Genomic DNA, 25913 nt, shown 5'->3' on the forward strand with positions numbered 1-25913 from the left:
ACTGGAAAGACTACCGTTACAGCCATTCAGCCGCATCAACGAATTACTTCCTCATCACTGGCAACCAGCTCCATAATTTCCAGCATCACTAATGTGCTAGGTCAAGGTGTGACGGCCGGGCGCTTACGGTTCATTGCTGCAGGCTGCACCAGAGCCTGTGGCTTTTCTCTGCTAAGCCGCTTTTTGGGTTTGATTCGTAAATTCAACTCCAACTGACGATAGATGCGATATATCCGCTTGTGGTTCCAGGTGTGACCCTGAACATTGCGCAGGTACAGGTAGCACAGGCCAAAGCCCCAATTGCGCTGATTGTGCGTCAGGCGTATCAGCCAGTCTTCGATCTGCTTGTTTTTTGAAGACAGTCGGGCTTCGTACCTATAGCAGACCTGGCTGACGGCAAACGCCGCGCAGGCTGTACGTATGCTGACAGCATGTTGTTGAACCGCCCATCGTGCCATCTCGCGCCGCTGAGATGGCTTTACCACTTTTTTTGCATGGCCTCCGCGATGATCTCCGCCTTGAGTTTCTCTTCGGCATACATCTTTTTGAGCCGACGGTTCTCGTCTTCCAGTTCCTTCATTCTGGCCATTAGGGAGGCATCCATACCGCCAAATTTGGACCTCCACTTATAGAATGTGGCGCCACTGATGCCATGCTCCCTGCATAGTTCCGGTACTGGTGAGCCTGCTTCTGCCTGTTTCAATATGGCGATAATTTGGCTATCGCTGAATCTCGATGTCTTCATGTAAAACTTCCTCAAAATCTCAATTAAGAAAATTCTACTTTTAAATGCGATTAATTTCCGGGGGGATTACCGAATCTCAGCGTCATATACTTCTACTAGAGCTACAACGTCGGAATGGTCGTCGGGAGAGTATACTCGTTCGCCCACCGTATACTTGCCAAGCATTTCTTGAAAATGATCGGCAGCCTCGCCTTTCTTGCTCCACTCGCGACCATTTGAAAGACGCACTGGTTTTGCCTTACCCATATGAACCTCTCTAATGATAGAAGAGAAATAAGTATCAATCCTCTCGAAATTCTATCAAACTGATTTAGTTGCCGACACGGAAAAACATATTTTGTTCTTCGCCTGGCTCACTTGGAACCCACTCTTCATCTTGGTCCTGAACCTTGTAATGATATTCGGTCGTAGAGAAGATAATCTGAATGCCGGATTTTTTTGAAATTTCTTTCAACGCAAGCATATATCGATTTAAGTCATCACTAGCAATTTCGTGTTGCTTAGGAGTATCTAAAACGAGAATCTTAAGTACTGATTCACTTCGACTTGCTAACAATTCTAAGACTGCAGCATGATAAGCTAAAACAACGCGGACTTTCGTACTGCCTTTTAACTGACCCACGGTTTCCGGCCCTAGTACCGGCGTAAAATCGTCTTTATAAGTTATATCAAGACTAATATTCTTGGTGCCTAATATGGTAAGCCAACGAATGAATGCAGCACGTAAGTCAGAACGAATTTTTATTAATGATGGATTGGAACTTTTATCATTCGAAAATGACTCATATTTATCTAGAGCAGCATCACGCTTAACGATCGTGTCAAAGTATCTTTTTTCAAGTGCAGCTATTTTCTTTCTGTCGGCCAACTTAATTTGCAGTGCAAAGATTTGATTTTTTAAAGTAGAAATCGTCTCAACAATTGATGATGCATCAGAACCTTTATTGGATTCTGCTTGCGCTTTTTCTAGGTCAAAATTTTGTTGAAGAAGGTCATTTCTTCGAGCCTTTAATAGTGCTTTCCTATTGCTTTCGATCTGCGAATTGCGCTCTAAATCTTTGATTTGGTCGCGCAGATAAAGCAAGTTTTTGCCATAAGATTCCGAAGTGGTGGCAAAAAGAGCGCACGAAGGAGATTTGCAAATCTCTTCAAAAGATAAAAATACTCGCCTTGCATCTTCATTTAAACTAAGAGTGTTGATTTCGATATTGATTTCGTCAATAATTTTTGTCTTACTTCTGATTCTGAAATCGGTCTCTTTCAACTCCGCATCGATATCATAAATTTTCCGAAAATTCGCATTTACCAGTCTTTGAATAGCATCGTTCGCATCATCTTTCTTGATGTCAGAATTTTTATATGACTGCAATTGTGACTCTAAGATCGATAACTCTCGCTCCGTACTCTCAACCTCCTCCTCGGATAGTCCAGATTCGGCTTTTGCTAACGATAGCTCACGCGAACGCTCATTAACTAGCTTGTCGACAAAATCAAGCGCTTCTTTGGCTAAAATTTTATCTTTTTTCTCATCAAAGAAATTTTTAATAGGCAAGCCAAATGCCATTCGCATCATTTCAGAAAATTGATCTTTGATGAAGCGATCCGGCGGTACGTAAAAATCGCTATAACCTGCATCCTGATCCAAGTAATAAATTGGTAGTAAGCTAGCCATGTAAGCGGCCCCTAACTTACTAGAAGTGGTAACTAAATTTCCTGTCCTTATATTAAATAGTTCAAACAGATAATCGGAATAATCTCTCTCATTATAGAAACGTTGATGCACACCAGATGGATCAATAACCGTTATATCCGTATCTCGGCTAAAAATTCGCGAGATATTATATTTCCCCCCATGAAGTTCCAATTTCATCGTCACATGGTTGCAGCGATGATAAATCTCGTCGCGAAAAATACTAGGAAAACCGAGGCAAAAAACTACGGATTGAATAAGTGGAGTTTTTCCACAACCATTAGGGCCAAATAGTTGAGTGACTTCAGCACCAAAATGAAATTCGTCGGAACCCCACCCATTTATTCCCTTTGAAAATATCTGTAATGAGATAAGCTTCATTCCAACTCCAAATCTAACTGTCGAGAAACGCAAATATTCCTATACGCCCTACTTATATTGGCTAAGTTGTAACTTAAGTCATTATCATCTTTCATGACTCTATTAATAACTTTTTTTCCTAGCTCCGTGATAGCTATGCGCCCCATTCTATTGTGAACTTCAGTCAGATTGGTCTGCTCCAAAAACCTCAAAGCTGCAACCGTTCGAACTCGTAGATTCGCAGACCACCCGAGCGTCTGCGAAGAACCCTTAAAACCACCTAAACTTGCTTCAATGCTTTCGCCAACAAACTGCCCAAGCTCTGGTACGCGAGGTTTTCGACGGCTACCTGACATCACTAGTATGATTAACGCGATCAACGGTATTTGAAATAGCGCTTCGTTATTTATATCTCGGTTGTTTGAATCATCTTGTCCCACGCTTAAAGCAAGATCATTTTGTTCTAATGAATCAAAGAAAAGTTCAAAATTCATGATCTCCCCTTAATTAGTTCGGAAAAAAAACCGCCTAGAATGGTATCCGTATCTAGATCGAATAGAATGTCCTCTGACTCTAGGCGAGTAATGAGAGACTTGATTGGTTTCCGTAAATTTGAGAGAAGTACAATTCCATCATAACGTACATTCTCAATGAGTAACTCAGAGACAAGTTGTGTAATAGAATTCATGTCAAGAGGCGGGATATGTAGTCGGTTTTTTCGAACCCATGTGTCCCATTTTATTTTGCATCTGGAGCAATATTCCACGCTTTCTGCCTGTCCGCCAGCTTTAGTTAAAGCACGTTGAATCATTGAAACAGATTTAATAGCTTTGGCATCCTCACCCTGTATTAATAAATCATATGCTTGTCTAGAAATGGAAAGAATCTCTAGTAAATCAGAAACTGAAATAGAGGCAAGTAGCTCAAAAGATTCTTCAGATATCTCAGTAATAATGCCTGCAGATTTTTTTTCGACTAGATCAAGCAATTTCAACAGCAGTTGATCAAGCTCGGACGGTAGTAAATCAACCTCACTAAACTCATATATTTTTTTTCGAACTGTCTCGTCAAAATTGGTGTTTTGGCCTTTCAAATGCTGAATATCTGTTTCAAAAACGATTTTACGTAAACAACTCTTTATATCGTCTATTGAAAGTGTCTTGCATTTAAGTTCATTTGAAAAACATTCGTTGAATCGATTAATCAGAACAGTCGCATATTTTGAACTAAAATTATCTACGGACATTTCATCGAATAAATCAATGACAGCGTCGTCAAGGTTTGCATTCGTTTGAAAAACTACCTCTTGGCATGACTCACCAAATACAACCGTGTGCGCCAGCAACTTTCCTACAAAACTGTCTTTGATCTTGGCGGTATCCTGCTTGCTCTGATCTTTTATTTTTACGCTAAGACCTATCAGATCATTGATAGTCCAATTCTGATTCTGCTTAGCTCTGGTTTTGACTTGGGTAAACACATATGTTGTTTTCGTCGGAGTTGTCTTACGTATGACAAAATCGTCGTGAAGATCGCAATAAACTCTGTCGATTTCTTTCGCTTCTAATATCGCTAAAGCAGCTATCGCGGCTGACCGGACCTGGGCCTTGTACCTTGCAAACGAATCTCTTCCATTTTGCTCTCGTGGCGAATTTTCGTGTAGCTTCAAAGTCTTCTTTCTGGGAACGAGGATTAATTTCCGTTAGCAAAATGATTCCCAGATGATATACACCAATGATGCATTAATGTCAAGAAATGACACCTCGACATTTAAGACGTTAACAAATCGCGACTTATTTTTTATTTTTTAAATTAACTGTATTTATATACAGTATTGTATGAAATAAGAACATAGTCAATAGGGCCCTGCCTTAACGGTAATTTGGGGGTGCCGACAAGTTGTGTATCGTCATCTCTTTGGCGATCCAGAAGAAACTCACAATTAAAAATGGAGAGAGCTTTGCAATTTAAGAGTTCTAATCTTGGATAACGCCTGATCCTGAAATGCGTGCGCGGGCTAGTTGAGACAAGCTCCGCTCGCGGATAATAAGGGAGCATTTGATACGATCAAGAAAATTGCTATTTGAAATGTATAGAAAATGATTTCTATATTCATTGAGGACGTAGCATCATTAACGAATAAGTTTTATTTAACAGTATAAAGAAAATTTTTTAAAAAACCAGCTTGTGACTTGAGGACAAAGCCAAATCCACAATACCCCGCGCCTCCGCCACAATCTCGTTCAAATGCTGTGCACCCTTGAAGCTCTCTGCATAGATCTTGTAGATTTCCTCGGTACCCGAAGGGCGGGCAGCGAACCAGCCGTTGTCGGTGATGACTTTCACGCCGCCTATGGGCTTCATGTTGCCAGGGGCGGTGGTGAGGATGTCTGTGATGTTGTCGCCAGCCAGCAATGTGCTGGTGATCTGTTGTGGGGACAGGTTGGACAGGGCTTTTTTCTGTGCGGGAGTGGCTGCGGCTTCTACGCGTATGCTGACGGGCTTGCCAAATTCTTGCGTGAGCTTTTCATATAGCTGGCCGGGGTCGCGGCCGGTTTTTGCTTTTATTTCACCGGCCAGCAGGGCGGCGACTATGCCGTCCTTGTCTGTTGTCCATGCGCTGCCGTCCATGCGTACAAAGCTGGCGCCTGCACTTTCTTCACCGCCAAAACCCAGGCTGCCATCAAACAGGCCGGGGGCGAACCATTTGAAGCCGACGGGCATGTCGTATAGTTTGCGGCCGAGTCGTTTGCTCACATGCTCTATCATGCGGCTGCTGACCACGGTTTTGCCTATACCGGGTTTGCTGCCCCAGTCCGGGCGATGCTGGAAGAGGTAGTCGATGGCGACGGCCAGATAGTGGTCTGGCGTCATCAGGCCAGCGCCGGGTGTGACGATGCCATGGCGGTCATGGTCGGTGTCGCAGGCAAAGGCGATATCAAAATCGGACTGTATGTCCAGCAGCCGTCGCATGGCGTAGGGCGATGAAGGGTCCATGCGTATCTTGCCGTCCCAGTCCAGCGGCATGAAGCGGAAGGTAGGATCAACTACATCACTGACTACCGTCAGGTCTATCTGATATTTTTCGGCGATGCGGCCCCAGTAATGGACACCAGCACCACCTAGCGGATCAACGCCCAGGCGTATGCCAGATTGGCGTATCGCAGCCAGATCGATGATCTGTTCAAGCTCGCTGACGTAGGTGTTCATGAAGTCGTAGCGATGCATCGTGTCAGCGTGTATCGCCCGCTCAAAGGGCATGCGTTTTACGTCCTGCAAATTGGCTGCCATGAGTTCATTGGCGCGTTTGCCTATCCAGTCGGTAGTGGACGTATCTGCCGGGCCACCATTGACTGCATTGTATTTAAAGCCACCATTGTCGGGTGGATTGTGAGAAGGGGTAATGACGATGCCATCAGCCAGGCCAGTGTTTTGCTCAATGCCACTAGCAATAGCAGTAGCATAACGGCGATCGCGGTTATACATCAGGATAGCCAGCGATACAGCAGGTGTGGGCGTGTATTCGTCACCGGCTGACAACATGACGTTAACGCCATTGGCCGCAAGCACTTCTATCGCGCTGATGCGTGCCGGTTCTGACAAGGCATGGGTGTCAATACCCAGGAACAAGGGCCCGTTGATACCCTGCTGCTGACGATATTCGCAAATCGCCTGGGTGATGGCGAGAACATGATGTTCATTGAAGCTGGTCTGGAACGAGGATCCGCGGTGGCCAGAGGTGCCAAATGCCACCCTTTGCGCAGCGACTTGTGCATCAGGGATTTGTTTGTAATAAGCGGCGATGAGCTGGTTAACATCGACCAGTGGAGAATCTGGTGACAGTTGACCTGCAAGCGGATGGATATGCATGGAATTCTTTCTGCGTGTTTCAACAAACGCATGGTTCTGTAAAGTTCCAGAAATTATCGGTTGTTCCCCCGGTCTGGTCTGTTCGATGACGAACACGAATTAGGTTGCCGGGCAAGCGTGAAGGTTACGGCGACAGACAATTCAGGATAGATAATTCAACCGTCTTCATTTTTCATGACACCGCGGATGTTCATTGCCGCCAGGCAGAATTGCAGGCATATCAGGGCGTAAGCATGGGCCGTCCAGCCCCAGATAATCCAGAGCAGGTTACTCACCAGGAAAATCCAGAAACCTGCCTTGCGTTTATTGACATTGCGAGAGGCAACACACCACGAGGCAACAACGGTTACTACCATGGCGGGCCATTGCAGCAAATCAAAGATGTCTGGCCAGTTCATGTGCATGGTTGTCCCTTAGTTCCTTAACTGGCCCAGACCATGTTGATGAAAGCTACACGAGCACAGGCATGCCTGGCAGCAGCTTATCCAGCGTAATTGGATAATCGCGCACGCGCACGCCCGTGGCGTTGTAGACGGCATTGGCAATTGCTGCAGCTACACCACAAATACCCAGCTCACCTACACCCTTGGCTTTCATCGGCGAGGACATTGGATCGGTTTCATCCAGGAAGATCACTTCCTGATGCGGAATGTCCGCGTGTATGGGTACTTCATAGCCTGCCAGGTCATGGTTGACAAAAAATCCAGCACGCTTATCGACCACCAGTTCTTCCATCAATGCTGCGCCAACGCCCATGGTCATGGCACCAATGACCTGGCTGCGTGCCGCTTTGGGATTGAGTATGCGTCCCGCGGCACAGACGGCCAGCATACGCCTTACCCGTATTTCTCCGGTGTGCATATCAACGCCGACTTCAACGAAGTGGGCACCGAAGGTTGATTGCTGGTATTTTTTATCCAGGTCGCCGTATTCCATTGCATCTTCTGCGGTGATGTCGCCTGCTTCAGCGGCCTGGCGCAGTGGCAGGGATTTTCCGCCAGCGCGCACCATGCCATCCGAGAACTCAGCGTCACTGCCTTCTAGTTGAAGCTTCTGCATGACCGCTTCGCGCAACTTGACGCAAGCGGCGTAGACGCCTGCAGTCGAACTATTGCCGCCCCACTGACCACCAGAACCGGCAGAAACCGGGAAGCTGGAGTCACCCAGCTTGACGACTACCTTGTCCAGTGAAACACCCATCATTTCTGCAGCGGTCTGGGCAATGATGGTGTAACTGCCGGTGCCTATATCTGTCATGTCGGTTTCGACCGTGATGATGCCATTGCGGTCCAGCCTGACCCTGGCAGCTGATTTCATGACGAGATTATTCCGGAAAGCCGCTGCCACGCCCATGCCTATACGCCATTGGCCGACCGTGGTTTTTGCAGGTTGCGGGTTGCGCTTGTTCCAGCCAAAGCGTTCCGCACCTGTGCGCAGGCAATCAATCAGGCGGCGCTGAGAAAACGGGCGGTCTGGTTTTTCCGGATCAACTTTGGTGTCATTGAGAATGCGGAACATGACAGGATCAAGCTGCAGCTTTTCTGCCATTTCATCCATGGCGATTTCCAGCGCCATCAGGCCTGGTGCTTCGCCCGGTGCACGCATGGCATTGCCTTCTGGCAGGTCCAGCACTGCGAGCCGCGTCGTGGTCATGCGGTTTGCACCTGCATACAACAAGCGTGTTTGCTGGATTGCGGTTTCGGGTTTGCCACCGGGCAGATCACCAGACCAGGTTTCATGCCCTATTGCAGTGATCTTGCCATCCCTGCCTGCACCTATGCGTATGCGCTGCATGGTCGCCGGCCTGTGCGTGGTGTTGTTAAACATCATAGTACGGGTGAGGGTGACCTTGACTGGCCGCCTGGCTGCGCGCGCACCCAGGGCAGCAAGGAGTGCATCCGCACGCACGAATAGTTTGCCGCCAAAGCCGCCGCCTATGTAGGGGGAGATCAAGCGCACATTTTCTTTGGGTATGCCCAGTGTTTTGGCGACATCGCCCTTGCCCCAGTCTATCATCTGGTTGGCTGTCCAAAGCGTCAGCTTGTCGCCTTCCCATGAGGCCAGCGTCGCATGTGGTTCCATCATGGCATGTGCCTGATCGGGCGTACTGTAGCTGGCGTCCAGACGCACCGGCGCATCTGCATAAGCACCGGCAAAATCCCCGACTTTTGAGTCAGGTTTGTCGTCCTTGGGCACGGTGGCAGTATCCTTGGCCGCCGCCAGGTCGTAAGCACCTTTTTCTTTGGTGTACTTGACGTGTATCAATTGCGCGGCTGAGCGTGCCTGTTCAAAGGTTTCAGCCACCACGAGGGCAATTGCCTGGTGATAATGCTGTATCTCCGGCCCTGCCAGCAGTTTTGCCGTGTTCATCTTGCCCTTGCCGAGTTTGCCTGCGGTGTCGGCAGTAACAATGGTGATCACTCCGGGAGAGCGTTTTGCTTCTTTCAGATCGATAGCGCTGATACGGCCCTTGGCGATAGCAGCACCTACGACATAGCCGTAGGCAGCATTTGGTGCCGCTTCATATTGTTCATAGGCGTAGGGTGCTGCGCCTGTGGTTTTCAAGGGGCCGTCAATGCGGTCGGTAGGTCGGCCAATGACTTTCAATCGGTCAATGGGGTTTGTGGTGGCGGGCGTAGTGAATTTCATGATCTTAAGCTCTCTTCGCTTCTGCCATCACTGCTTGCAAGGTGCGCTGGACCAGGGTGATTTTGTACGCATTGTCCGGGGTAGGCTTGGCGCTTGCGAGTAACTGGTCAGCAATGGATTTGGCATCGCCAGGCAGCTTTTGCTCTACCGCTTCTATCCTCCAGGGCTTGTGCGCCACCCCGCCCAGCGCCAGGCGGGCTTTGCCGTCTGGCTGTATGACGGCAGCGACTGATACCAACGCAAAGGCATAGGATGAACGGTCACGCACCTTGCGGTAGATGTGCAGGCCACCAACTGGTTTGGGCAGCGTGACTGAGGTAATCAGTTCGCCAGGCAGCAAGACAGTTTCTATGTGCGGCGTTTGCCCTGGCAGCCTGTGCAGATCAGCAATCGGTATAATGCGGGTCTTGCCATCTGGCTGTACGGTTTCCACAGTGGCATCCAGTACGCGCATGCCCACGGCCATATCGCTGGGGTGAGTAGCAATGCAGGCTTCACTGCCGCCCACGATAGCCAGTTGGCGGCTGAAGCCGCCTATGGCAGAGCAGCCACTGCCAGGGCTGCGCTTATTGCAAGCCTGGTTGGTGTCGTAAAAATAAGGACAGCGGGTTCGTTGTAATAAATTACCCGCCGTGCTGGCTTTATTGCGCAATTGGCCGGATGCACCTGCCAGCAGGGCCCGCGACAACACGCCATAATTGCGGCGTACACGTTCATCAGATGCCAGATCAGTATTGCGCACCAGTGCACCAATACGCAGGCCACCTTCTGGTGTTGATTCTATTTTGTCCAGCCCCAGACCGTTGACATCGATCAGGTGTGCCGGTGTTTCGATTTCCAGCTTCATCAGGTCCAGCAGGTTGGTGCCACCGGCAATGAACTTGGCACCAGGGATATTGAATGCGGCAGCAGCAGCCTCTGCAGGTGTTTGCGCACGCTGATAAGAGAAGACTTTCATGCTGATCTCCCGGCGACTTCGGTAATTGCATCGACGATATTGGAATACGCACCGCAGCGACAGATATTACCGCTCATGCGTTCGCGTATTTCTTCTGCAGGCACGACACTTATTGTGCTGCGCGCAGTCAGGTCAGCAGTGACATGGCTTGGTTGTCCATGTCGGATTTCTTCCAGCACCGCAACGGCAGAACAGATTTGCCCCGGCGTACAGTAGCCGCACTGATAACCGTCATGTTTGATGAATGCTGCCTGCATGGGGTGCAGATTGTCCTTGTTGCCCAGGCCTTCTATCGTTGTGACTTGCGCACCTTCATGCATAACAGCCAGCGTCAGGCATGAATTGATACGGCGGCCATCGACAATCACAGTGCAGGCACCGCATTGCCCGTGGTCACAGCCTTTCTTGGTGCCGGTCAGATGCAAATGTTCACGCAATACATCAAGCAAAGTAGTCCTGAGATCAAGATTCAAGGTTTGCGCTTTGCCATTCACATGGAAATGAATGGCAGAAGTGATCGGTGGCAAATTCTTGCTGGCAGACGCAGTATCCTGCACTGCTGCAATGGCGGGGATGTTGGCAGCAGTCACGGACAGAGCGCCAGTGATAAGCAAATCGCGCCGGGATATTTTGATGTCATGACATTCATCCATCTTGTGCTACCTCCGAAACCTAAGGTTCTGATCTTTTGCACATGCGAGCCACCTATGGCGGCAGCTAATGTACTCTTTTTTTGACAGGTAAATTTGGGGATGGCTTCTGGGTGGTTGCTGGTCACATATTTATCTGTTGATCAGTCATGATAAATCGGTCTTACAGCCAATGAGGTAAGTGCTTATTACCTGCGCTTGTAGGAAATCACCCCGGCAAGAGAGCAACAAGACTGCGACTATTGATGAAGTTTTCCAGAAGAAATGATCAGAAGAAACTCTGAGTTGCTTCCATTTTCAAAACTGCATGTTCGCCTACAAGGCAAGCGCATATTTTCCGACTTTCCATCGCCAGCTTTAACTTTATTATTGCTCCACCTATCAAGGTAAGTCGTCGTAATGAATGACGATCAATTCTTTATTAGCTTTACCTTTTTTGTGAACAGGAAAAAACCATGCATACCGATCATTCAGTCAACATTAAAAAACTGCGTCGCCATGCAAAGGCAGTGTTGAGAGAAGCTATTCTTGAACCTGTCATGATACTTGATGACGAGATCCCTGCAGCTTATCTCGTATCCGTCGAAAAGTACGATACGATGAATAAGAAGTTGCATGACATCCATGGCCTGGAACGATTAGGAAAGCTGTCTTCACGCAAACCAGCAAAAGCGTTTGCCGATGAGCTGTAAGCTGTCTTTTGCCGTGCTGGAAATTGATTGCGGCGATGGAAAAAGATCAAAACCGAAGAAAATCAAAATCTTAATGTCGTTTTGATTTTCTTTTGATTTTGCAATTGATGGCTTGCTTGCCAATTTCAATATTGAAGCCCAGTATTGAAAGCGTCGCGATTTTATTGCGCTATCTTGTTTTGCAATTCCTCAGCCATTCTCAAATGATGCTCCAGTGAGGGCAGGGTTTTCAAGGCAAAGGCTTTGACATCAGGATCTGCCGAGTTGGATGCGTTCTTGAACAGATTAACCGCCTCCCTGTGTGCTGTAACGCCTATGTCGCTCGCATATTGCTTCTCGTAATCTTTTCCTTCGAGCGTGCTCAATTTTCTGATGGTGGCACCCTGTATGCCGTCTGGCTGGTCAGAAAGCGTGATATTTTTTATTGATGCCAGTTGCTTTAACTCTTCGTTTATCCTCGTATGGTCTGTCAGCATTTGATTGGCAAAGTTCTGTACCTGGCTGGATGGCGCTTTATGTATGGCATCCTGGCTGGCGCTGATCTCTGTTGCACCGGCTCGTGCCGCAGCTATCAGAAATTGCGTATCAGCGGCGGTCAGAGGATCAAGGTTGGCAACCTGTGCAACAGCGGCAACAGAGAGACTTATGCATATGGCGGCAGCAATACAAATATCTTTGCATACAGCAGGAAATTTTCTTGAAAAAAGACTGGATTTCATTTTGACCTCTTAAAAAAGACAAAAAAGACAAAAAAGATAAAAAAGAGAAATCAGAAATTTGCCATGCAAAGTTTTAACGTTTTTCTTCAATCTGCTTGCGTAATCGCTCGTCTTGCTGGCGCAACTCTGGTGTGTATGTTTCGCCTAGATCATCTGCTTCCAGTATTTGTCTGATCTCTATGTCTGATTCGCACAGCATGGGATTGGGGCAGCGTTTTACCCATGCAATTGCTTCGTCAAGTGACTTTACCTGCCAGATCCAGAAGCCTGCAACCAGTTCGCTGGTGGCAGGAAACGGTCCTTCAATGACTGAGCGTTCATTTCCAGAAAAGCGTACACGCACACCTTTTGATGACGGTTGCAGACCATCTCCGGAAAGCATGATGCCGGCATTCACCAGTTCTTCATTGAATTTACCCATTTCTCTGAACATCTCTTCGCTGGGCATCGTGCCAGCCTCGGAATCTTTCGTTGCTTTGACCATGATCAGACATTTCATTTTCAGTCTCCGTTTTTTGTGAGTGAGGATGAATATGGGTAACAATACGGGTAGCAGTACGGGTAACTACTCGCAGGGCGCAATGAAGCCTATTCCTTGGGGTAGCTGAGTTTGGGATACCAGTCAGAACCGCGTCCTTCTGGCGTGCTGTCGATTATGGTCCAGAGTGGCATGAGGTCGGGTGCGCCACGTGGATCCTGGCCTGGGTCGGCACTTTCGGCACCCATTTCACCGCTCCAAAAATGCCGGATAGTGCCGTCGCGCCGGGTAAAGACATTGAAAGCGGGAATGTCGGCATCGTCTGCACTGACGTAATCACGGGTGTAGTTGCCACTGACATCGGAATACAGCCGCAGGTGCTGCCAGCCACGTTCTTTTTTAAAGGCAATCAGGCGCTCAATGGGGGAACGGGCGATGACCACCAAAGAGATGCGTTGGGCGACATCTGCTGCTTCGCCATCCCAGGCCGACAGTAAAGAGGTACACATGGGGCAAGGCCGTTCACGTTTTGGGCCAAACATGTAACTGTAAATCGCGAGGGTCTGCTTGTTGCCAAACAGGCTGGCGAAGTCGGCAGGGCCATCTTCACCTTCAAAGTGATATTGTTTCGGTACTTCACCACCTGCTGGCAGGGAGCGGCGCTGTTCTGCCACGCGTTCTATCTGCCGCCTTAGCTCAATCTCCTCCGCGAGCAAAGCATTCCGGGCCAGCCTGTATTCTTTGCTCTCGTTAGGGAAATGCACAGTGTTCTTGCTTGCCAATTCGATTGCGGACTTGAGTTGCGTTGTACTCATGTGAAAATCTCCTGGAGCATGCATATTGGGGGGTATCAGTTGTCCTGCGCAGCCACGTTGACCATCCATGACACACCAAAACGGTCAATGACCATGCCAGACAGGGATGTCCAGAAGGCCTTCGCCAAAGGCATCTGTACCTTGCCGCCATCGCTGAGTGCGGCAAATAATTTTTGCGCCTCGGCATCGTCTTTGGCTTCGAGGTTCAAAGTAACGCCTTTGATGTCCGGATGGGCCAGGGTCTCGATACCATCGCTTGCCATCAGCGTCGTGTTGCCTATGCGAAATGACGCATGCATGATCTTGTCTGGGTCTGACGATACCGTGCGCAGGCCTGGATCGGGGCTGTCTTTCCAGCGCATCATGATGAGCACTTCTGCACCCAGTGCCTCTTGATAAAACTTGATAGCCGCTTCGCTGTGGCCACCAAAGGCCAGGATAGTTTCAACTTGCATGAGAATTCCCTTCATCAGTGATTGAGATGGCTGCACTTTGCCACAGTAGCTGGCAAAATTAAGGGCATGATCCCGTTCACGATTGCGTATGCAACAGAGGCGACAGATGTATCAGATTTAGCGGCAAGCTTGCAGCAAGTGTGCTTGTTTGACTGTTCGCCAACTCACATAGCACGGGGTTTTGCCAGAAAGAATTGCCCGGCATCTTTGCTACAAGCGCAATTCCATGAATCGCCAGCCTGCATGCAGAACAGCAGGTACTTCGGCTGCTTCATAGGGTGGACAATCTGTAAAACCTGCCGCCTCATAAAGACGGTGAGCAGCTTGCATGAACGGCGCACTGTCGAGGCGTACTTGCTGGTATCCCAGCTTGCGTACATCATCAAGCAAGCGCTGTAGCAGCATGTCACCTAACCGCAAACCACGGAAAGCCGGCAATACATACAGCCGTTTAATTTCTGCAACGCCTGCCCCTATACCCCGGATGCCGCCCATGGCGGCATATTGCTCATCGACCTTCAGCAGATAAAACATGCCGTCAGCTGTGTTTGTGCCGCAGATTTTATCCAGCGCGCCGGGTACGTATTCCGCCAGTGACATGCCTAGTAAAGCCTCGGTCGCCATGCCAAATTCCTGCTCAATTTTTGTCGCCACCCAGCTCATGTATTCAATATTCATGCCTATGAGCACATCTTTATGCTGGGCAATGTCTGCCTTGATGAAGGTAATGATTGTCAAAATGTTCGCTCCTTAATGAGTCGCTACAGAGATTACCTTACCTGGTTTATGCTGGATGATGCGGCTGAGATAAAGCGGTTTTGCACTACAATGCGTAAGTGACGTAGTGACATCGCGGCATTAGCCATATTCTTGAGAGCGTTAATATCAATAGTGTAACGCTCTGCATGAAATTTCATTCCCCTTCTTGAACTTAACCATGAATTTTGACACTCTCGGCCTGATCCCTGAACTCTTGCAAGCGGTTGCTGCTCGCCAGTATGCGACACCAACTGCGGTGCAGGCTGAGGCTATTCCGGCGGTATTGGCTGGCGAAGATGTCATGGCACTGGCACAGACCGGTTCCGGCAAGACAGCTGCTTTTGCTTTGCCACTGTTGCAACGTATGCAAGAAGCAATGGAAGACGGCAGCAAACAGCGTAAAGTCAAGATACTGGTACTGGTACCTACCCGTGAATTATCCGGCCAGGTAGGGCAAACAATTGAGGCTTTGGCTGAGCATTTACCAAAGAAGCTGAAGGTAGCCGTAATCTATGGCGGTGCTTCCATCAACCCGCAAATGATGCATTTGCGTGGTGGGGCTGATATTGTCGTCAGCACGCCGGGCCGCTTGCTGGATTTGCTCGGTAACAATGCCCTGTCTTTAAAAGACGTGGCGACACTGGTACTGGATGAGGCAGACCGCCTGCTGGATCTGGGCTTTGCCGATGAAATCAAACGCATACTTGAGCAGTTGCCTGCCAAACGGCAAAACCTGTTTTTCTCGGCGACCTTTTCACCAGCAGTCAAAAAGCTGGCGCTAGGCATGCTGCATGAGCCAGTGCGCATTGCGATTGCCGATCTGACTGAGAACCTGCCCGATATCGCACAAAGGGCGATAGCAGTTGATGCTGACAAGCGCACCCGCCTGCTGGTGCACCTGATCAAAGAGCAGCAATGGGAACGCGTGCTGGTGTTTGTCGCCACCAAATATGCGAGCGACACCGTCAGCAATAAATTAAAAAAAGCAGGTATCAAGGCAGAGGCATTTAATGGCGATGCCAGCCAGGGAGCACGCCAGCACATGCTGACTGACTTCAAGGCAAACCGCATACAAGTGCTGGTTGCGACTGACCTTGCGGCCCGTGGTATTGATGTTGCCGGTTTGCCTGCGGTTGTCAATTATGATTTGCCGCGTTCGGCAGATGATTATATCCATCGCATAGGCCGCACTGGCCGTGCCGGTGCGAGTGGCACGGCAATCAGCTTTATCCTGGCAGAGCAAGAAATGCATTTCCGCCTCATAGAAAAACGCCAGGACAAACGGGTGCCACGCGAGATATTGGCCGGTTTTGAACCTGCGACAACCGCAACACACAATGCAGAGTCTGAAGCCAGCCCTGATGCGCCCACTGGCGGCATCAAGGGCAAGCGTAAAAGCAAGAAAGACAAGCTGCGTGAACTGGCTGCCAATGACGGGCAGATCAGCTAAAGGCCGGGCGCATATTCATTACTGGCAATGGCTCAGTGCGACATTGGCGACACCGCCTGTTGTATTCGTTACCGAGTTATTGTCACAGACGATATTGCCCGTCAGGCCCGACTGTACATTGATGCCATAACCCTTGGTATTGAGGTTAAAACGGTTGCTGCTGAATTTATTGTTCTTGCCCCAGTCAGTATAAGCCTGGTGCACTTGAAAGCCGTCCAGCAGGTTCTTGTCGCTGGAAGTGGGATGGTTATTGACGGTATTGCCAGTGATGGCGTAATTATTGCCTTTAACATCAATCACACTGTCGGCATAATTTTCACCACTGATGCCGCTGCCGTCAAAGGTATTGCCCTGTATCAGACCATCAGATGAGGCTTCCTTGATATCTATGCCCTCGGCATTGACGTTCGGGCCTATGCTGTTGGCCAGTACCTTGTTGCGGTCGCTCTTGTCCTGGTTGCATGAAGTGTAGGTGCACCAGTTGGAATTGGCTGAGCCTATATACACGCCTTCACCATAGCCGGCCTGTTTCTTGCCGGTGTTATAGATGTGGCTGTTCTTCAATACATTGTCAGTGCTCAAGGCACGAAAGTGTATGCCCTCGTCATCGACATCATGCACTGTCAGGTTTTGCAGTACGTTGTTGGTAGAGGTATCAAGGATGATACCCTTGCCTGAAATAAAGCGACGGTCATCAACCTGACTAATCACGCCTACTTCAACCTGGCAGGTGCAGGTAGCAGAGGTTTGAGTACTCACCTGTTTCAAATCCATGCCGACCGTTACACCGAAACCGACAATAAACGCATACCCACGGGGCGTATTTTACCGGTGGATGGCAGTGTGCTGGATTTGCGAAAACCCACTGCCATCACTCGCCACCTTGAACAAGGGGATGCCTTGCTGGGGCAGCCACCTGCTTATGATCACAGCCTGCTGTTTGCCAACTGGGATCAGTCCCTGCGGGCCGTTGGGCACATCTCTGAAAATGTATCTGGACGGCAAATGGATATCTACACCACAGAACCCTCAGTACAGTTCAATAGTGGTAATGGCTTTGACGGCAGCGAAGCCTCAGCCTATCAGCGTCATGACGGCTTTGCCTTTGAAACTCAGCACTTGCCCGACAGCCCGAATCACGCAAATTTCTCTTCGACTGTGCTTAATCCAGGGCAAGTGTTTAAGTCTGTGACCAGTTTTCGTTTTTCTGTGACACCGCTACCGAAAAGCAAGCAGGTGCTGCCAGGCTAAAGACATTAGAACTCATTTCATAAATAGGGTGAGATGCGTTTGCCTCATAACTTGGGCTGGCAAGACGGACGAGGCAGTCAATAGCTTCTCCTATTGACAACGAGTTCAACGCAGTCCAGCGCGCGTTATGAGGCAAACCCTTCGGGAACTGACGATTTGGGCGCATTGCAGCGTTGCGCCCTTTGCTAAGGCATGAGCCTTAGCTGCACAGGGTACACACCTTGCGCCTTGCACTGCATCCCAAATCGTCTTGTTCGCACTCATCCTATTTATGAAATGAGTTCTAAGTAAAACGCACGGCACAGCATGGCGTAATACGCGAATTACATAGCCAAGCGTCTGGTGAATTAACTCTAAAACATTTCTTGCTTTAGGGGAATTGATTGCTCAAATTCATCTAATGCTATAATAGCAGGCAATTGATGCACAAAAATTAATCAGCGTGCATCCAATCACCATCCCCCATTCCTGTCCCATAGTACGTCGCTGACGTCACTTGTTTGTTTGCTACCGCATACATGTTTGACCGGTCACAGGCACTCCCGTGCTTTGGGTATTTGCATTTTCTATTGAGGTTTTATGTTTAAAAAAATTGTCACCCTGGTACTGCTGCTCAGCGGTATGTTCATGTCTCTTGCCCACGCTGCAGAAAAAATCACTGTAGGCCTGATCGCCACTACCAGCATAGAAGATACCCGCAAGCGCTGGCAACCTTTGCTGGATGACCTGGCAAAAAGCACAGGCACTGAAGTGACTGCCGCCATTTCTTCGAATTACAGCGACATCGTTGCTGGTTTGAAAGAAAACAAGATACAAATCGCCTGGCTAAGCAGCAAGGTTGCGCTGGATGCGGTGGAAGATGGCAAGGCCACTGTCTTTGCGCAAATGGTCAAAAGCGATGGTTCACGCGGTTATAACTCGGTGTTGATTGCTTCCAGCAAAAGTGCATTGACCAGCTTTGACCAGGTTTCCGCCAAACCTGGTGTGTATATATTTGCTGATGGCGATAAAAAATCGACATCTGGCTATCTGGTTCCAGCTTATTACCTGTTTTCCAAGAACAAGATAGATCCGGCAAGATTGTTCAAGAAAGTCATCGTGGGCAATCACCAGACGAATTTTTCTTCTATTTTGCGTGGCGAAGCCGATGTCGCCACCTTTAATAGTGAAGAGATGGACAGATTGAAGAAAGAAGCACCAGATCAACTCAACAAGGTCCGTGTCATCTGGACTTCGCCTTTGATACCAAATGACCCGATTTTGTACCGCAAGGACATGTCACCTGCCCTAAAAACCCGTGTGGAAGATTTCTTTGTCAATTATGGCAAGCAAAAACAGGCGCAGGCTGTGTTAAAAGACATTTTGAATTTGTCCGGTTTCCAGCGTTCTACCGATGCGCAGTTGAAGCCTATCGCAGATTTAACATTGTTTAGCCTTTTGCGCGACAATTTGAATAACCCCAGCCTCACGGATGCGCAAAAACAAAAGAAATTTGATGAAGTTAGTGCACGTTTTGGCAAGCTGAGCTTCGTTCTTGAAGCCTCGCGCATCAAATAAGCCTGAAAAGTTCCAGCTGATTTGTAACAAAAGCTGAAATAAATGCAATAAATAGGGCATTTTTGCTCAAATTTTGCCCAATTTATTGTATTTTTATTAAATTCACAAAAAAATTTCTGACTTTTGTAACCTATCGTGTCAACTGAATCGCGAACCGGTGCGTTTTTGGACTAAAGAATCTTTGCTGACACCTTCCTTTAAGCAAAGTTTCCCTTTAAGGAGTCAGAAAATGATTTACGAAATACTGGTTCGCCCTTCGGACAACAGCAAGAAAATCACCGCCGATCATCTGATCTGGATAGAAAGCAACATGACCACCCGTTCTTTCGAGAACTGGCTGCGTGAAAAATCCTTGCTCGATGGTAGTGGCCATGCGCCTGTAGCGCGTTGGAGTATCGTGCAGACTCAACGTCCTGCGCATTTCAATCTGGCAACACAGGCAAAAGCCCTGAAGAGCCGTATTTCTGAATTGATGACTGGTACTCCAGAAATCGTCGCAGTGCCGGACGCATCCCGTGCACTCAAAGCTTTCCGCTTGAAAAGCCCGGTTCAAGAACTCATCGCGGCCTGAGTGCTGTGTGATCGCCAGGATTCCGGCCAGACCGGAAAGCTGGCGGCGGCAAAAGCTCCCTTAAAAGTCCATTGCTGATCCATGCTCCCGCAAGGCGGGCATGGTGGCGATGCTTATGGCGAATGAAAATGCCGATTCAGTCAATACCAGCTCGCTGTCAGTTAACAAGCGTTGCTGCGCTGTCGTGCATGTGCAGGCAGATAAGTTTTGACAAGACAGACTGATGCCAAGCACAATCCAGACTCTTTTGGATTGCCCGCATACCCATGGCCAGATTAGCCCGACTCGTTATCCCGCATCAGCAACATCATGTTATCCAGCGTGGCAATGCGGGTGCCGTGATTTTCCAGGATGCCGAGGATTACAGCAGCTTTCTGAACTGGCTCAGGCAAGCTGCCAAGCTGTTTGACGTTGCCATCCATGCTTATGTACTGATGCCAGATCACCTGCATCTGCTGCTGACACCTGGTGATGAACCAGGCCTGGGCAAGATGATGCAATGGCTGGGGCGCCACTATGTCCCTTATTTCAACCGTAAATACCAGCGCACAGGCACTTTATGGCAGGGCCGTTACCGTGCAACTGTCATTGAGTCAACCAACTACTTCATCCCTTGCAGTATTTATATGGAAAGCAATCCTCTGCGTGCCGGTCTGGTGCAGGATTTGCTCGATTACACCTGGTCCAGTTACCGGCACCATGTAGGCCTGCATATTGACCCCCTGATCACCGATCACAGTTGTTACTGGGCATTGGGCAATACGCCTTTCCAGCGCGAGGCTGCCTACAAGCAAAGTCTGGAGCTGGGTTTGTCTAACACACAAATCAGCGAAATCACCCAGGCTACCAGCAAGGCCTGGATGCTGGGCTCGGCCAGATTCAAGATAGAAATGAGCAAGCTGACTGAGAGGCGTGTAGAGCCAGTCAAGCGTGGTCGTCCCCGCAAGGCGCAGGAAAGCGTCTGATTTTTTCTTTTACATGAGCGGGCCTGCAGGCTGCTTCCATGCCAAAAATCCTTAATGAGCGCTGGAAACTCAACAAACATCACTTCATTTACTATGTCCCTATTTAAATATTCACGAGAATATGATTATTTTAAATTGACACTGACCCTAATTAAATCAGTTGCGCAATATTTTGCAGTGCACTATTCTCTGTCTTGTCCTGACAGGATTTACGCCAAACTGTCGTGCCAGCGCATTCACAATCAACGAGTGCATGGCACATTTGTCCAGCGTAGCGCCATGCCCTTACCCGGAAGCACGGCCAGCACGGTTTGATCACCCTTCAAACTTAATAAAGTCATCAAGCTGCCATCCGTAGCCAGCAAAATTGCTGAATAGCTAAAAGAGCTGTTCATGCCGACAGCTGTTTCACGTAAGTCCTGATATTGAAATTGTCCTCCGGAGATCCACTATGCACGCTCAAGGTTTATACGACCCATCCAATGAACATGACGCCTGTGGCGTAGGTTTTGTTGCCCATATTAAAGGCAAGAAGACGCATGCCATCGTCGATCAGGGTTTGTTGATTTTGAAAAATCTTGACCACAGGGGCGCGGTTGGTGCCGATGCCCTGATGGGTGACGGTGCCGGTATCCTGATCCAGATTCCTGACCAGTACTACCGTGAAGAAATGGCCAAGCAGGGCATCAACCTGCCGCCACCGGGTGAATATGGCGTAGGCATGATCTTCTTACCGAAGGAACATGCGTCCCGCCTGGCTTGCGAACAAGAGATAGAACGAGCCGTGCGCGCAGAAGGCCAGGTCGTACTGGGCTGGCGCGATGTGCCGGTGGATCGCGACATGCCTATGTCGCCTACTGTGCGTGAAAAAGAACCGGTCATACGCCAGATTTTCATCGGCCGCGGCCCTGACATCATGGTGACAGATGCACTGGAACGCAAACTGTATGTAATCCGCAAATCGGCTGTGCATGCGATTGAAGCCCTGCATCTTTTGCATGGCAAAGAGTACTTTGTGCCATCCATGTCTGCCCGTACCATCGTCTATAAAGGCTTGCTGCTGGCTGATCAGGTTGGTATCTACTATAAAGACTTGCAGGATGAGCGTTGTGTTTCCGCGCTGGCCCTGGTGCATCAGCGCTTCTCGACCAATACCTTCCCCGAATGGCCGCTGGCTCACCCTTACCGCATGATTGCGCATAACGGTGAAATCAATACCGTCAAAGGCAATTTCAACTGGATGCGCGCGCGTGAAGGTGTCATGAAATCTGCGGTACTCGGCGACGATCTGCAAAAGCTGTATCCATTGATATTTGAAGGCCAGTCTGATACTGCAAGCTTCGACAATGCGCTGGAATTGCTGGTCATGGCTGGATACCCCATCGCGCAAGCCATGATGATGATGATCCCTGAAGCCTGGGAAAACCACACCATGATGGATGAAAACCGCCGCGCCTTCTATGAATACCATGCAGCGATGATGGAACCATGGGACGGCCCAGCCGCAATGGCCTTTACCGATGGCCGCCAGATCGGCGGCACACTGGACCGTAATGGCCTGCGTCCGGCACGCTATATCGTCACCGACGATGACTTGGTCGTCATGGCATCTGAATCCGGCGTCTTGCCTATTCCAGAATCCAAGATCATCAAGAAATGGCGTCTGCAACCAGGCAAGATGTTCCTCATCGACCTGGAAGCCGGCCGCATCATCGATGACAAGGAAATCAAGGATACCTACGCCAATGCCAAGCCTTACAAGCAATGGATTAAATCCGTCCGTATCAAGCTCAATGAGTTGAAGGCTGCAGAAGACAAGACAGAATACTCCGCCACTTTGCTGGACCGTCAGCAAGCCTTTGGTTATACCCAGGAAGACCTCAAGTTCCTGATGGCACCAATGGCGCTGGCAGGTGAAGAAGCCATCGGCTCCATGGGCAATGATTCTTCGCTGGCAGTCATGTCGAACAAGCTCAAGCCTCTGTATAACTACTTCAAGCAATTGTTTGCGCAGGTGACTAATCCACCTATCGACCCTATCCGCGAAGCGATGGTGATGTCGCTGGTATCCTTCATCGGTCCAAAACCAAATTTGCTGGACACCAATAACATCAACCCACCGATGCGTCTGGAAGTCGCGCAACCGATACTGGATTTTGCTGACATCGCCAAACTACGTAATATCAGCGCCAATACCGGCGGCAAGTTCAAGTCTTATGAACTGGACATCTGCTATCCCATCGCCTGGGGTAAGGATGGTATCGAGGCACGACTGGCATCGATCTGTGCTGAAGTCGTTGATGCGGTCAAGTCTGGTCACAACATCATGATCATCACTGACCGCAAGATGGATGCGCACTATGTTGCCATCCCGGCCTTGCTGGCAACTTCTACCGTGCATCAACATCTGGTCAGCAAGGGTTTGCGCACCACCACTGGTCTGGTAGTCGAGACTGGCTCTGCCCGCGAAACCCATCACTTTGCCTTGCTGGCAGGTTATGGCGCTGAAGCAGTTCATCCTTATCTGGCGATGCAGACACTGGCCGACATGGCCAAGGATTTGTCGGGTGAATTGTCGGCAGAAAAAGCGGTCTATAACTATACCAAGGCAGTCGGCAAGGGCTTGATGAAAGTCATGTCCAAGATGGGTATCTCTACCTATATGTCTTATTGCGGTGCGCAGATTTTTGAAGCTGTCGGCCTCAACAAATCCCTGGTTGATAAATACTTCAAGGGCACGGCATCGAATGTAGAAGGTATAGGCGTATTTGAAGTTGCTGAGGAAGCCCTGCGTTTGCATAAAGCTGCTTTTGGTGCCGATCCGGTACTGGAAAACTCCCTGGATGCTGGTGGTGAATATGCCTTCCGTGTACGTGGTGAAGACCATATGTGGACACCGGATGCGATTGCCAAGTTGCAGCATTCCACCCGTGCGAATAACTACAATTCTTATAAAGAATACGCACAGATCATTAACGATCAAAGCAAGCGTCATATGACTTTGCGTGGTTTGTTTGAATTCAAAATTGATCCAGCCAAGGCAATATCTCTGGACCAGGTCGAACCTGCCAAGGAAATCGTCAAGCGTTTCGCGACTGGCGCGATGTCCCTGGGTTCCATCAGTACAGAAGCACATGCAACGCTGGCTGTAGCCATGAACCGTATAGGTGGCAAATCAAATACCGGTGAAGGAGGTGAAGATCCCGCACGTTACCAGCAAGAGCTGAAAGGCATCCCTATCAAACAGGGTGCGACACTGGCTTCTGTCATCGGTAAAGACCAAATTGAAGTCGATATTCCTTTGCAGGATGGTGATTCGTTGCGCTCGAAAATCAAGCAAGTTGCATCGGGCCGCTTTGGTGTCACCGCTGAGTACCTGAGTTCTGCCGATCAGATACAAATCAAGATGGCGCAAGGTGCCAAGCCGGGTGAGGGCGGCCAGTTGCCAGGGCATAAAGTCTCTGAATACATCGCCAAGTTGCGTTTCTCTGTGCCTGGCGTGGGCTTGATTTCTCCGCCACCGCATCATGATATTTATTCGATTGAAGATCTGGCGCAGTTGATCCATGACTTGAAAAACGCCAATCCAAAAGCATCGATCTCGGTCAAGCTGGTGTCTGAAGTGGGTGTTGGTACTGTTGCTGCCGGTGTGTCGAAAGCCAAGGCTGACCACGTTGTTATCGCTGGTCATGACGGTGGTACTGGTGCCTCACCTTTGTCTTCCATCAAGCATGCAGGTACACCGTGGGAACTGGGCTTGTCTGAAACCCAGCAAACCCTGGTCTTGAATGGTTTGCGTGGTCGCGTACGAGTGCAGGCTGATGGTCAGATGAAGACTGGCCGTGACGTCGCGATTGCCGCCATGCTGGGTGCCGATGAAATCGGTTTTGCGACAGCACCACTGGTTGTTGAAGGCTGCATCATGATGCGCAAATGCCATCTGAACACTTGTCCGGTAGGCGTGGCAACACAAGATCCGGTCTTGCGTGCCAAGTTCTCCGGCAAGCCAGAATATGTCGTCAATTACTTCTTCTTCGTTGCGGAAGAATTGCGTCAGATCATGGCACAGCTGGGCATACGCACTTATGACGATTTGATAGGCCGTGTTGATTTGCTGGATAAATCCAGAGCGGTATCGCACTGGAAAGCCAAGGGCCTGGATTTCAGCCGCATCTTCTATCAGCCAGAACTGGCTGAAGGTGCAGCAATACGCCATGTTGATGTACAAGATCATGGCCTGGAAAAAGCGCTCGACAATAAACTGATCGCACAGGCAAAAATCGCTTTGGAGACTGGTGAAAAAGTATCCTTCATCTCACCGATCAAAAACCTGAACCGCACGGTAGGCACGATGTTGTCTGGCGAAGTGGCGAAAAAATATGGTCATGCCGGTTTGCCGGATGACACTATCCACATCCAGTTGCAAGGTACAGCTGGCCAGTCTGCCGGTGCTTTCCTGGCGCATGGCGTGACGCTGGATCTTGTCGGTGAAGGCAATGATTATGTCGGCAAAGGTTTGTCCGGTGGCCGCATCATTATCCGCCCAAATACAGAATTCCGTGGCTGGGCAGTGGATAACATCATCTGCGGTAACACGGTACTGTACGGTGCCATCTCTGGTGAAGCCTTTATCAATGGTGTTGCCGGCGAACGTTTCGCAGTACGTAATTCTGGCGCAGTGACGGTGGTTGAAGGCACTGGTGATCATGGCTGCGAATACATGACAGGCGGTACTGTCATCGTGTTGGGCAATACAGGCCGTAACTTTGCTGCCGGTATGTCGGGCGGTATCGCTTATGTGTATGACCCTGAAGGCGAATTTGAAGCCAGGTGCAATATGTCCATGGTGACACTGGAGCCGGTATTGGCTGGTGACGTACAGGTGGCAACCCTGGACAAATCTATCTGGCATAGCCGCCTGCGTGGCGGTGACGGCGAGACTGACGAAGCCATCTTGCGCAATCTGATAGAGCGTCATTTCAAACACACAGGCAGTACCCGCGCCCGCAATTTGCTGGATGACTGGGCCCGCAGCCGTGCCAAGTTCGTCAAGGTATTCCCTACCGAATACAAGCGTGCTTTGGGTGAAATGTATGCGGCAAAACAGCTCGCAGCGAAAAAGGAAAAAGTCCCGGCATAGTTGTGTGAGCGTGCCGCAGCAGTCTGCGGTCGCGCTCTCCTGCGTTCTTCAGACTATTTAGCTTATTCAGCTTATTCAGCTTATTTCAGCTTATTTCAGCTTATTTCAGATTAAGACAGGGCAGATGCCCGCAACAAAA

Annotated in this window: 22 protein-coding genes and 1 pseudogene; 7 read left to right on the forward strand and 16 right to left on the reverse strand. The window is 49.3% G+C overall.

Annotation, left to right across the window (positions count from 1 at the left end; all coding sequences use genetic code 11):
* Nucleotides 1-128: 128 nt before the first annotated feature.
* From ACO0LN_RS25975 to paoA, 9 genes and pseudogenes are all read right to left on the reverse strand, one after another.
* Nucleotides 129-745, reverse strand: a pseudogene (locus ACO0LN_RS25975) (transposase); the annotation flags it as partial.
* Between the two features lie 310 nt (nucleotides 746-1055).
* The gene (locus ACO0LN_RS25980) at nucleotides 1056-2816 is read right to left on the reverse strand and encodes an AAA family ATPase (protein WP_422978938.1); all 1761 of its coding nucleotides are present in this window, start codon (nucleotides 2814-2816) and stop codon (nucleotides 1056-1058) included.
* A complete protein-coding gene (locus tag ACO0LN_RS25985; RefSeq protein ID WP_422978940.1) occupies nucleotides 2813-3289 on the reverse strand; it encodes a hypothetical protein in 477 nt (158 codons plus the stop codon). The genes ACO0LN_RS25980 and ACO0LN_RS25985 overlap by 4 nt, the downstream gene beginning before the upstream one ends.
* Nucleotides 3286-4464, reverse strand: coding sequence for a dsDNA nuclease domain-containing protein (locus ACO0LN_RS25990; protein ID WP_422978942.1), 1179 nt, complete (start codon nucleotides 4462-4464; stop codon nucleotides 3286-3288). The genes ACO0LN_RS25985 and ACO0LN_RS25990 overlap by 4 nt, the downstream gene beginning before the upstream one ends.
* Nucleotides 4465-4967: 503 nt before the next feature.
* A complete protein-coding gene (gene pgm / locus ACO0LN_RS25995) occupies nucleotides 4968-6665 on the reverse strand; it encodes a phosphoglucomutase (alpha-D-glucose-1,6-bisphosphate-dependent) (protein ID WP_422978944.1) in 1698 nt (565 codons plus the stop codon).
* 155 nt (nucleotides 6666-6820) lie between these two features.
* Nucleotides 6821-7069 (reverse strand): hypothetical protein, encoded by a 249-nt coding sequence (locus ACO0LN_RS26000; RefSeq protein WP_422978946.1) that lies wholly within the window; start codon nucleotides 7067-7069, stop codon nucleotides 6821-6823.
* Nucleotides 7070-7115: 46 nt separating this feature from the next.
* A complete protein-coding gene (gene paoC / locus ACO0LN_RS26005; RefSeq protein ID WP_422978948.1) occupies nucleotides 7116-9314 on the reverse strand; it encodes an aldehyde oxidoreductase molybdenum-binding subunit PaoC in 2199 nt (732 codons plus the stop codon).
* A 4-nt stretch (nucleotides 9315-9318) separates the two neighbouring features.
* A complete protein-coding gene (locus ACO0LN_RS26010) occupies nucleotides 9319-10272 on the reverse strand; it encodes an FAD binding domain-containing protein (RefSeq protein WP_422978950.1) in 954 nt (317 codons plus the stop codon).
* Nucleotides 10269-10925: an aldehyde dehydrogenase iron-sulfur subunit PaoA gene (gene paoA, locus ACO0LN_RS26015; protein WP_422978952.1), complete on the reverse strand. Its 657-nt coding sequence runs from the start codon at nucleotides 10923-10925 to the stop codon at nucleotides 10269-10271. Before paoA ends, ACO0LN_RS26010 begins: the two co-directional genes overlap by 4 nt.
* A 452-nt stretch (nucleotides 10926-11377) precedes the next feature.
* On the opposite strand from paoA, the gene ACO0LN_RS26020 reads away from it, so the two are divergent.
* The gene (locus tag ACO0LN_RS26020) at nucleotides 11378-11614 is read left to right on the forward strand and encodes a type II toxin-antitoxin system Phd/YefM family antitoxin (protein ID WP_422978954.1); all 237 of its coding nucleotides are present in this window, start codon (nucleotides 11378-11380) and stop codon (nucleotides 11612-11614) included.
* Between the two features lie 161 nt (nucleotides 11615-11775).
* Here ACO0LN_RS26020 and ACO0LN_RS26025 read toward each other — a convergent pair whose 3' ends face one another.
* The 5 genes from ACO0LN_RS26025 to ACO0LN_RS26045 form a co-directional block, all read right to left on the reverse strand.
* Complete coding sequence (locus tag ACO0LN_RS26025; RefSeq protein ID WP_422978956.1) at nucleotides 11776-12333, reverse strand: DUF4142 domain-containing protein; 558 nt, start codon at nucleotides 12331-12333, stop codon at nucleotides 11776-11778.
* A gap of 73 nt (nucleotides 12334-12406) precedes the next feature.
* Entirely contained in the window at nucleotides 12407-12832 is a 426-nt protein-coding gene (locus ACO0LN_RS26030; protein WP_422978958.1) for a YciI family protein, read from the reverse strand.
* Nucleotides 12833-12921: 89 nt separating this feature from the next.
* Nucleotides 12922-13626, reverse strand: coding sequence for a DUF899 family protein (locus ACO0LN_RS26035; RefSeq protein WP_422978960.1), 705 nt, complete (start codon nucleotides 13624-13626; stop codon nucleotides 12922-12924).
* Nucleotides 13627-13661: 35 nt separating this feature from the next.
* The gene (locus ACO0LN_RS26040) at nucleotides 13662-14081 is read right to left on the reverse strand and encodes a VOC family protein (protein WP_422978962.1); all 420 of its coding nucleotides are present in this window, start codon (nucleotides 14079-14081) and stop codon (nucleotides 13662-13664) included.
* 210 nt (nucleotides 14082-14291) lie between these two features.
* Nucleotides 14292-14819, reverse strand: a complete 528-nt coding sequence (locus ACO0LN_RS26045; RefSeq protein WP_422978964.1) for a GNAT family N-acetyltransferase — start codon at nucleotides 14817-14819, stop codon at nucleotides 14292-14294.
* A 199-nt stretch (nucleotides 14820-15018) separates the two neighbouring features.
* Here ACO0LN_RS26045 and ACO0LN_RS26050 point away from each other — a divergent pair, with 199 nt between their 5' ends.
* Nucleotides 15019-16290 (forward strand): DEAD/DEAH box helicase, encoded by a 1272-nt coding sequence (locus tag ACO0LN_RS26050; RefSeq protein WP_422978966.1) that lies wholly within the window; start codon nucleotides 15019-15021, stop codon nucleotides 16288-16290.
* Between the two features lie 18 nt (nucleotides 16291-16308).
* On the opposite strand, the gene ACO0LN_RS26055 is transcribed toward ACO0LN_RS26050, so the two are convergent.
* On the reverse strand, nucleotides 16309-17049 hold the full coding sequence (locus ACO0LN_RS26055) for a hypothetical protein (protein ID WP_422978968.1): 741 nt from the start codon (nucleotides 17047-17049) through the stop codon (nucleotides 16309-16311).
* Between ACO0LN_RS26055 and ACO0LN_RS26060 the strand changes: the two genes are divergently transcribed.
* From ACO0LN_RS26060 to ACO0LN_RS26075, 4 genes are all read left to right on the forward strand, one after another.
* Nucleotides 17014-17541 carry a hypothetical protein gene (locus ACO0LN_RS26060; protein WP_422979053.1) on the forward strand — a complete coding sequence of 176 codons (528 nt, stop codon included), beginning with the start codon at nucleotides 17014-17016 and terminating at the stop codon, nucleotides 17539-17541. The genes ACO0LN_RS26055 and ACO0LN_RS26060 overlap by 36 nt on opposite strands.
* 579 nt (nucleotides 17542-18120) lie before the next feature.
* Nucleotides 18121-19098 (forward strand): phosphate/phosphite/phosphonate ABC transporter substrate-binding protein, encoded by a 978-nt coding sequence (gene phnD, locus ACO0LN_RS26065; protein ID WP_422978970.1) that lies wholly within the window; start codon nucleotides 18121-18123, stop codon nucleotides 19096-19098.
* Nucleotides 19099-19327: 229 nt separating this feature from the next.
* On the forward strand, nucleotides 19328-19669 hold the full coding sequence (locus ACO0LN_RS26070) for a hypothetical protein (protein WP_422950303.1): 342 nt from the start codon (nucleotides 19328-19330) through the stop codon (nucleotides 19667-19669).
* 266 nt (nucleotides 19670-19935) lie between these two features.
* Entirely contained in the window at nucleotides 19936-20634 is a 699-nt protein-coding gene (locus ACO0LN_RS26075) for a transposase (protein WP_422978972.1), read from the forward strand.
* Between the two features lie 242 nt (nucleotides 20635-20876).
* On the opposite strand, the gene ACO0LN_RS26080 is transcribed toward ACO0LN_RS26075, so the two are convergent.
* On the reverse strand, nucleotides 20877-21029 hold the full coding sequence (locus ACO0LN_RS26080) for a hypothetical protein (protein ID WP_422978974.1): 153 nt from the start codon (nucleotides 21027-21029) through the stop codon (nucleotides 20877-20879).
* Nucleotides 21030-21085: 56 nt separating this feature from the next.
* On the opposite strand from ACO0LN_RS26080, the gene ACO0LN_RS26085 reads away from it, so the two are divergent.
* Complete coding sequence (locus ACO0LN_RS26085; RefSeq protein ID WP_422978976.1) at nucleotides 21086-25774, forward strand: glutamate synthase-related protein; 4689 nt, start codon at nucleotides 21086-21088, stop codon at nucleotides 25772-25774.
* Nucleotides 25775-25913: the final 139 nt, after the last annotated feature.

The sequence above is a fragment of the Undibacterium sp. TC9W genome, from assembly GCF_049339865.1.
In the GTDB taxonomy this organism is placed as follows: domain Bacteria; phylum Pseudomonadota; class Gammaproteobacteria; order Burkholderiales; family Burkholderiaceae_D; genus Undibacterium.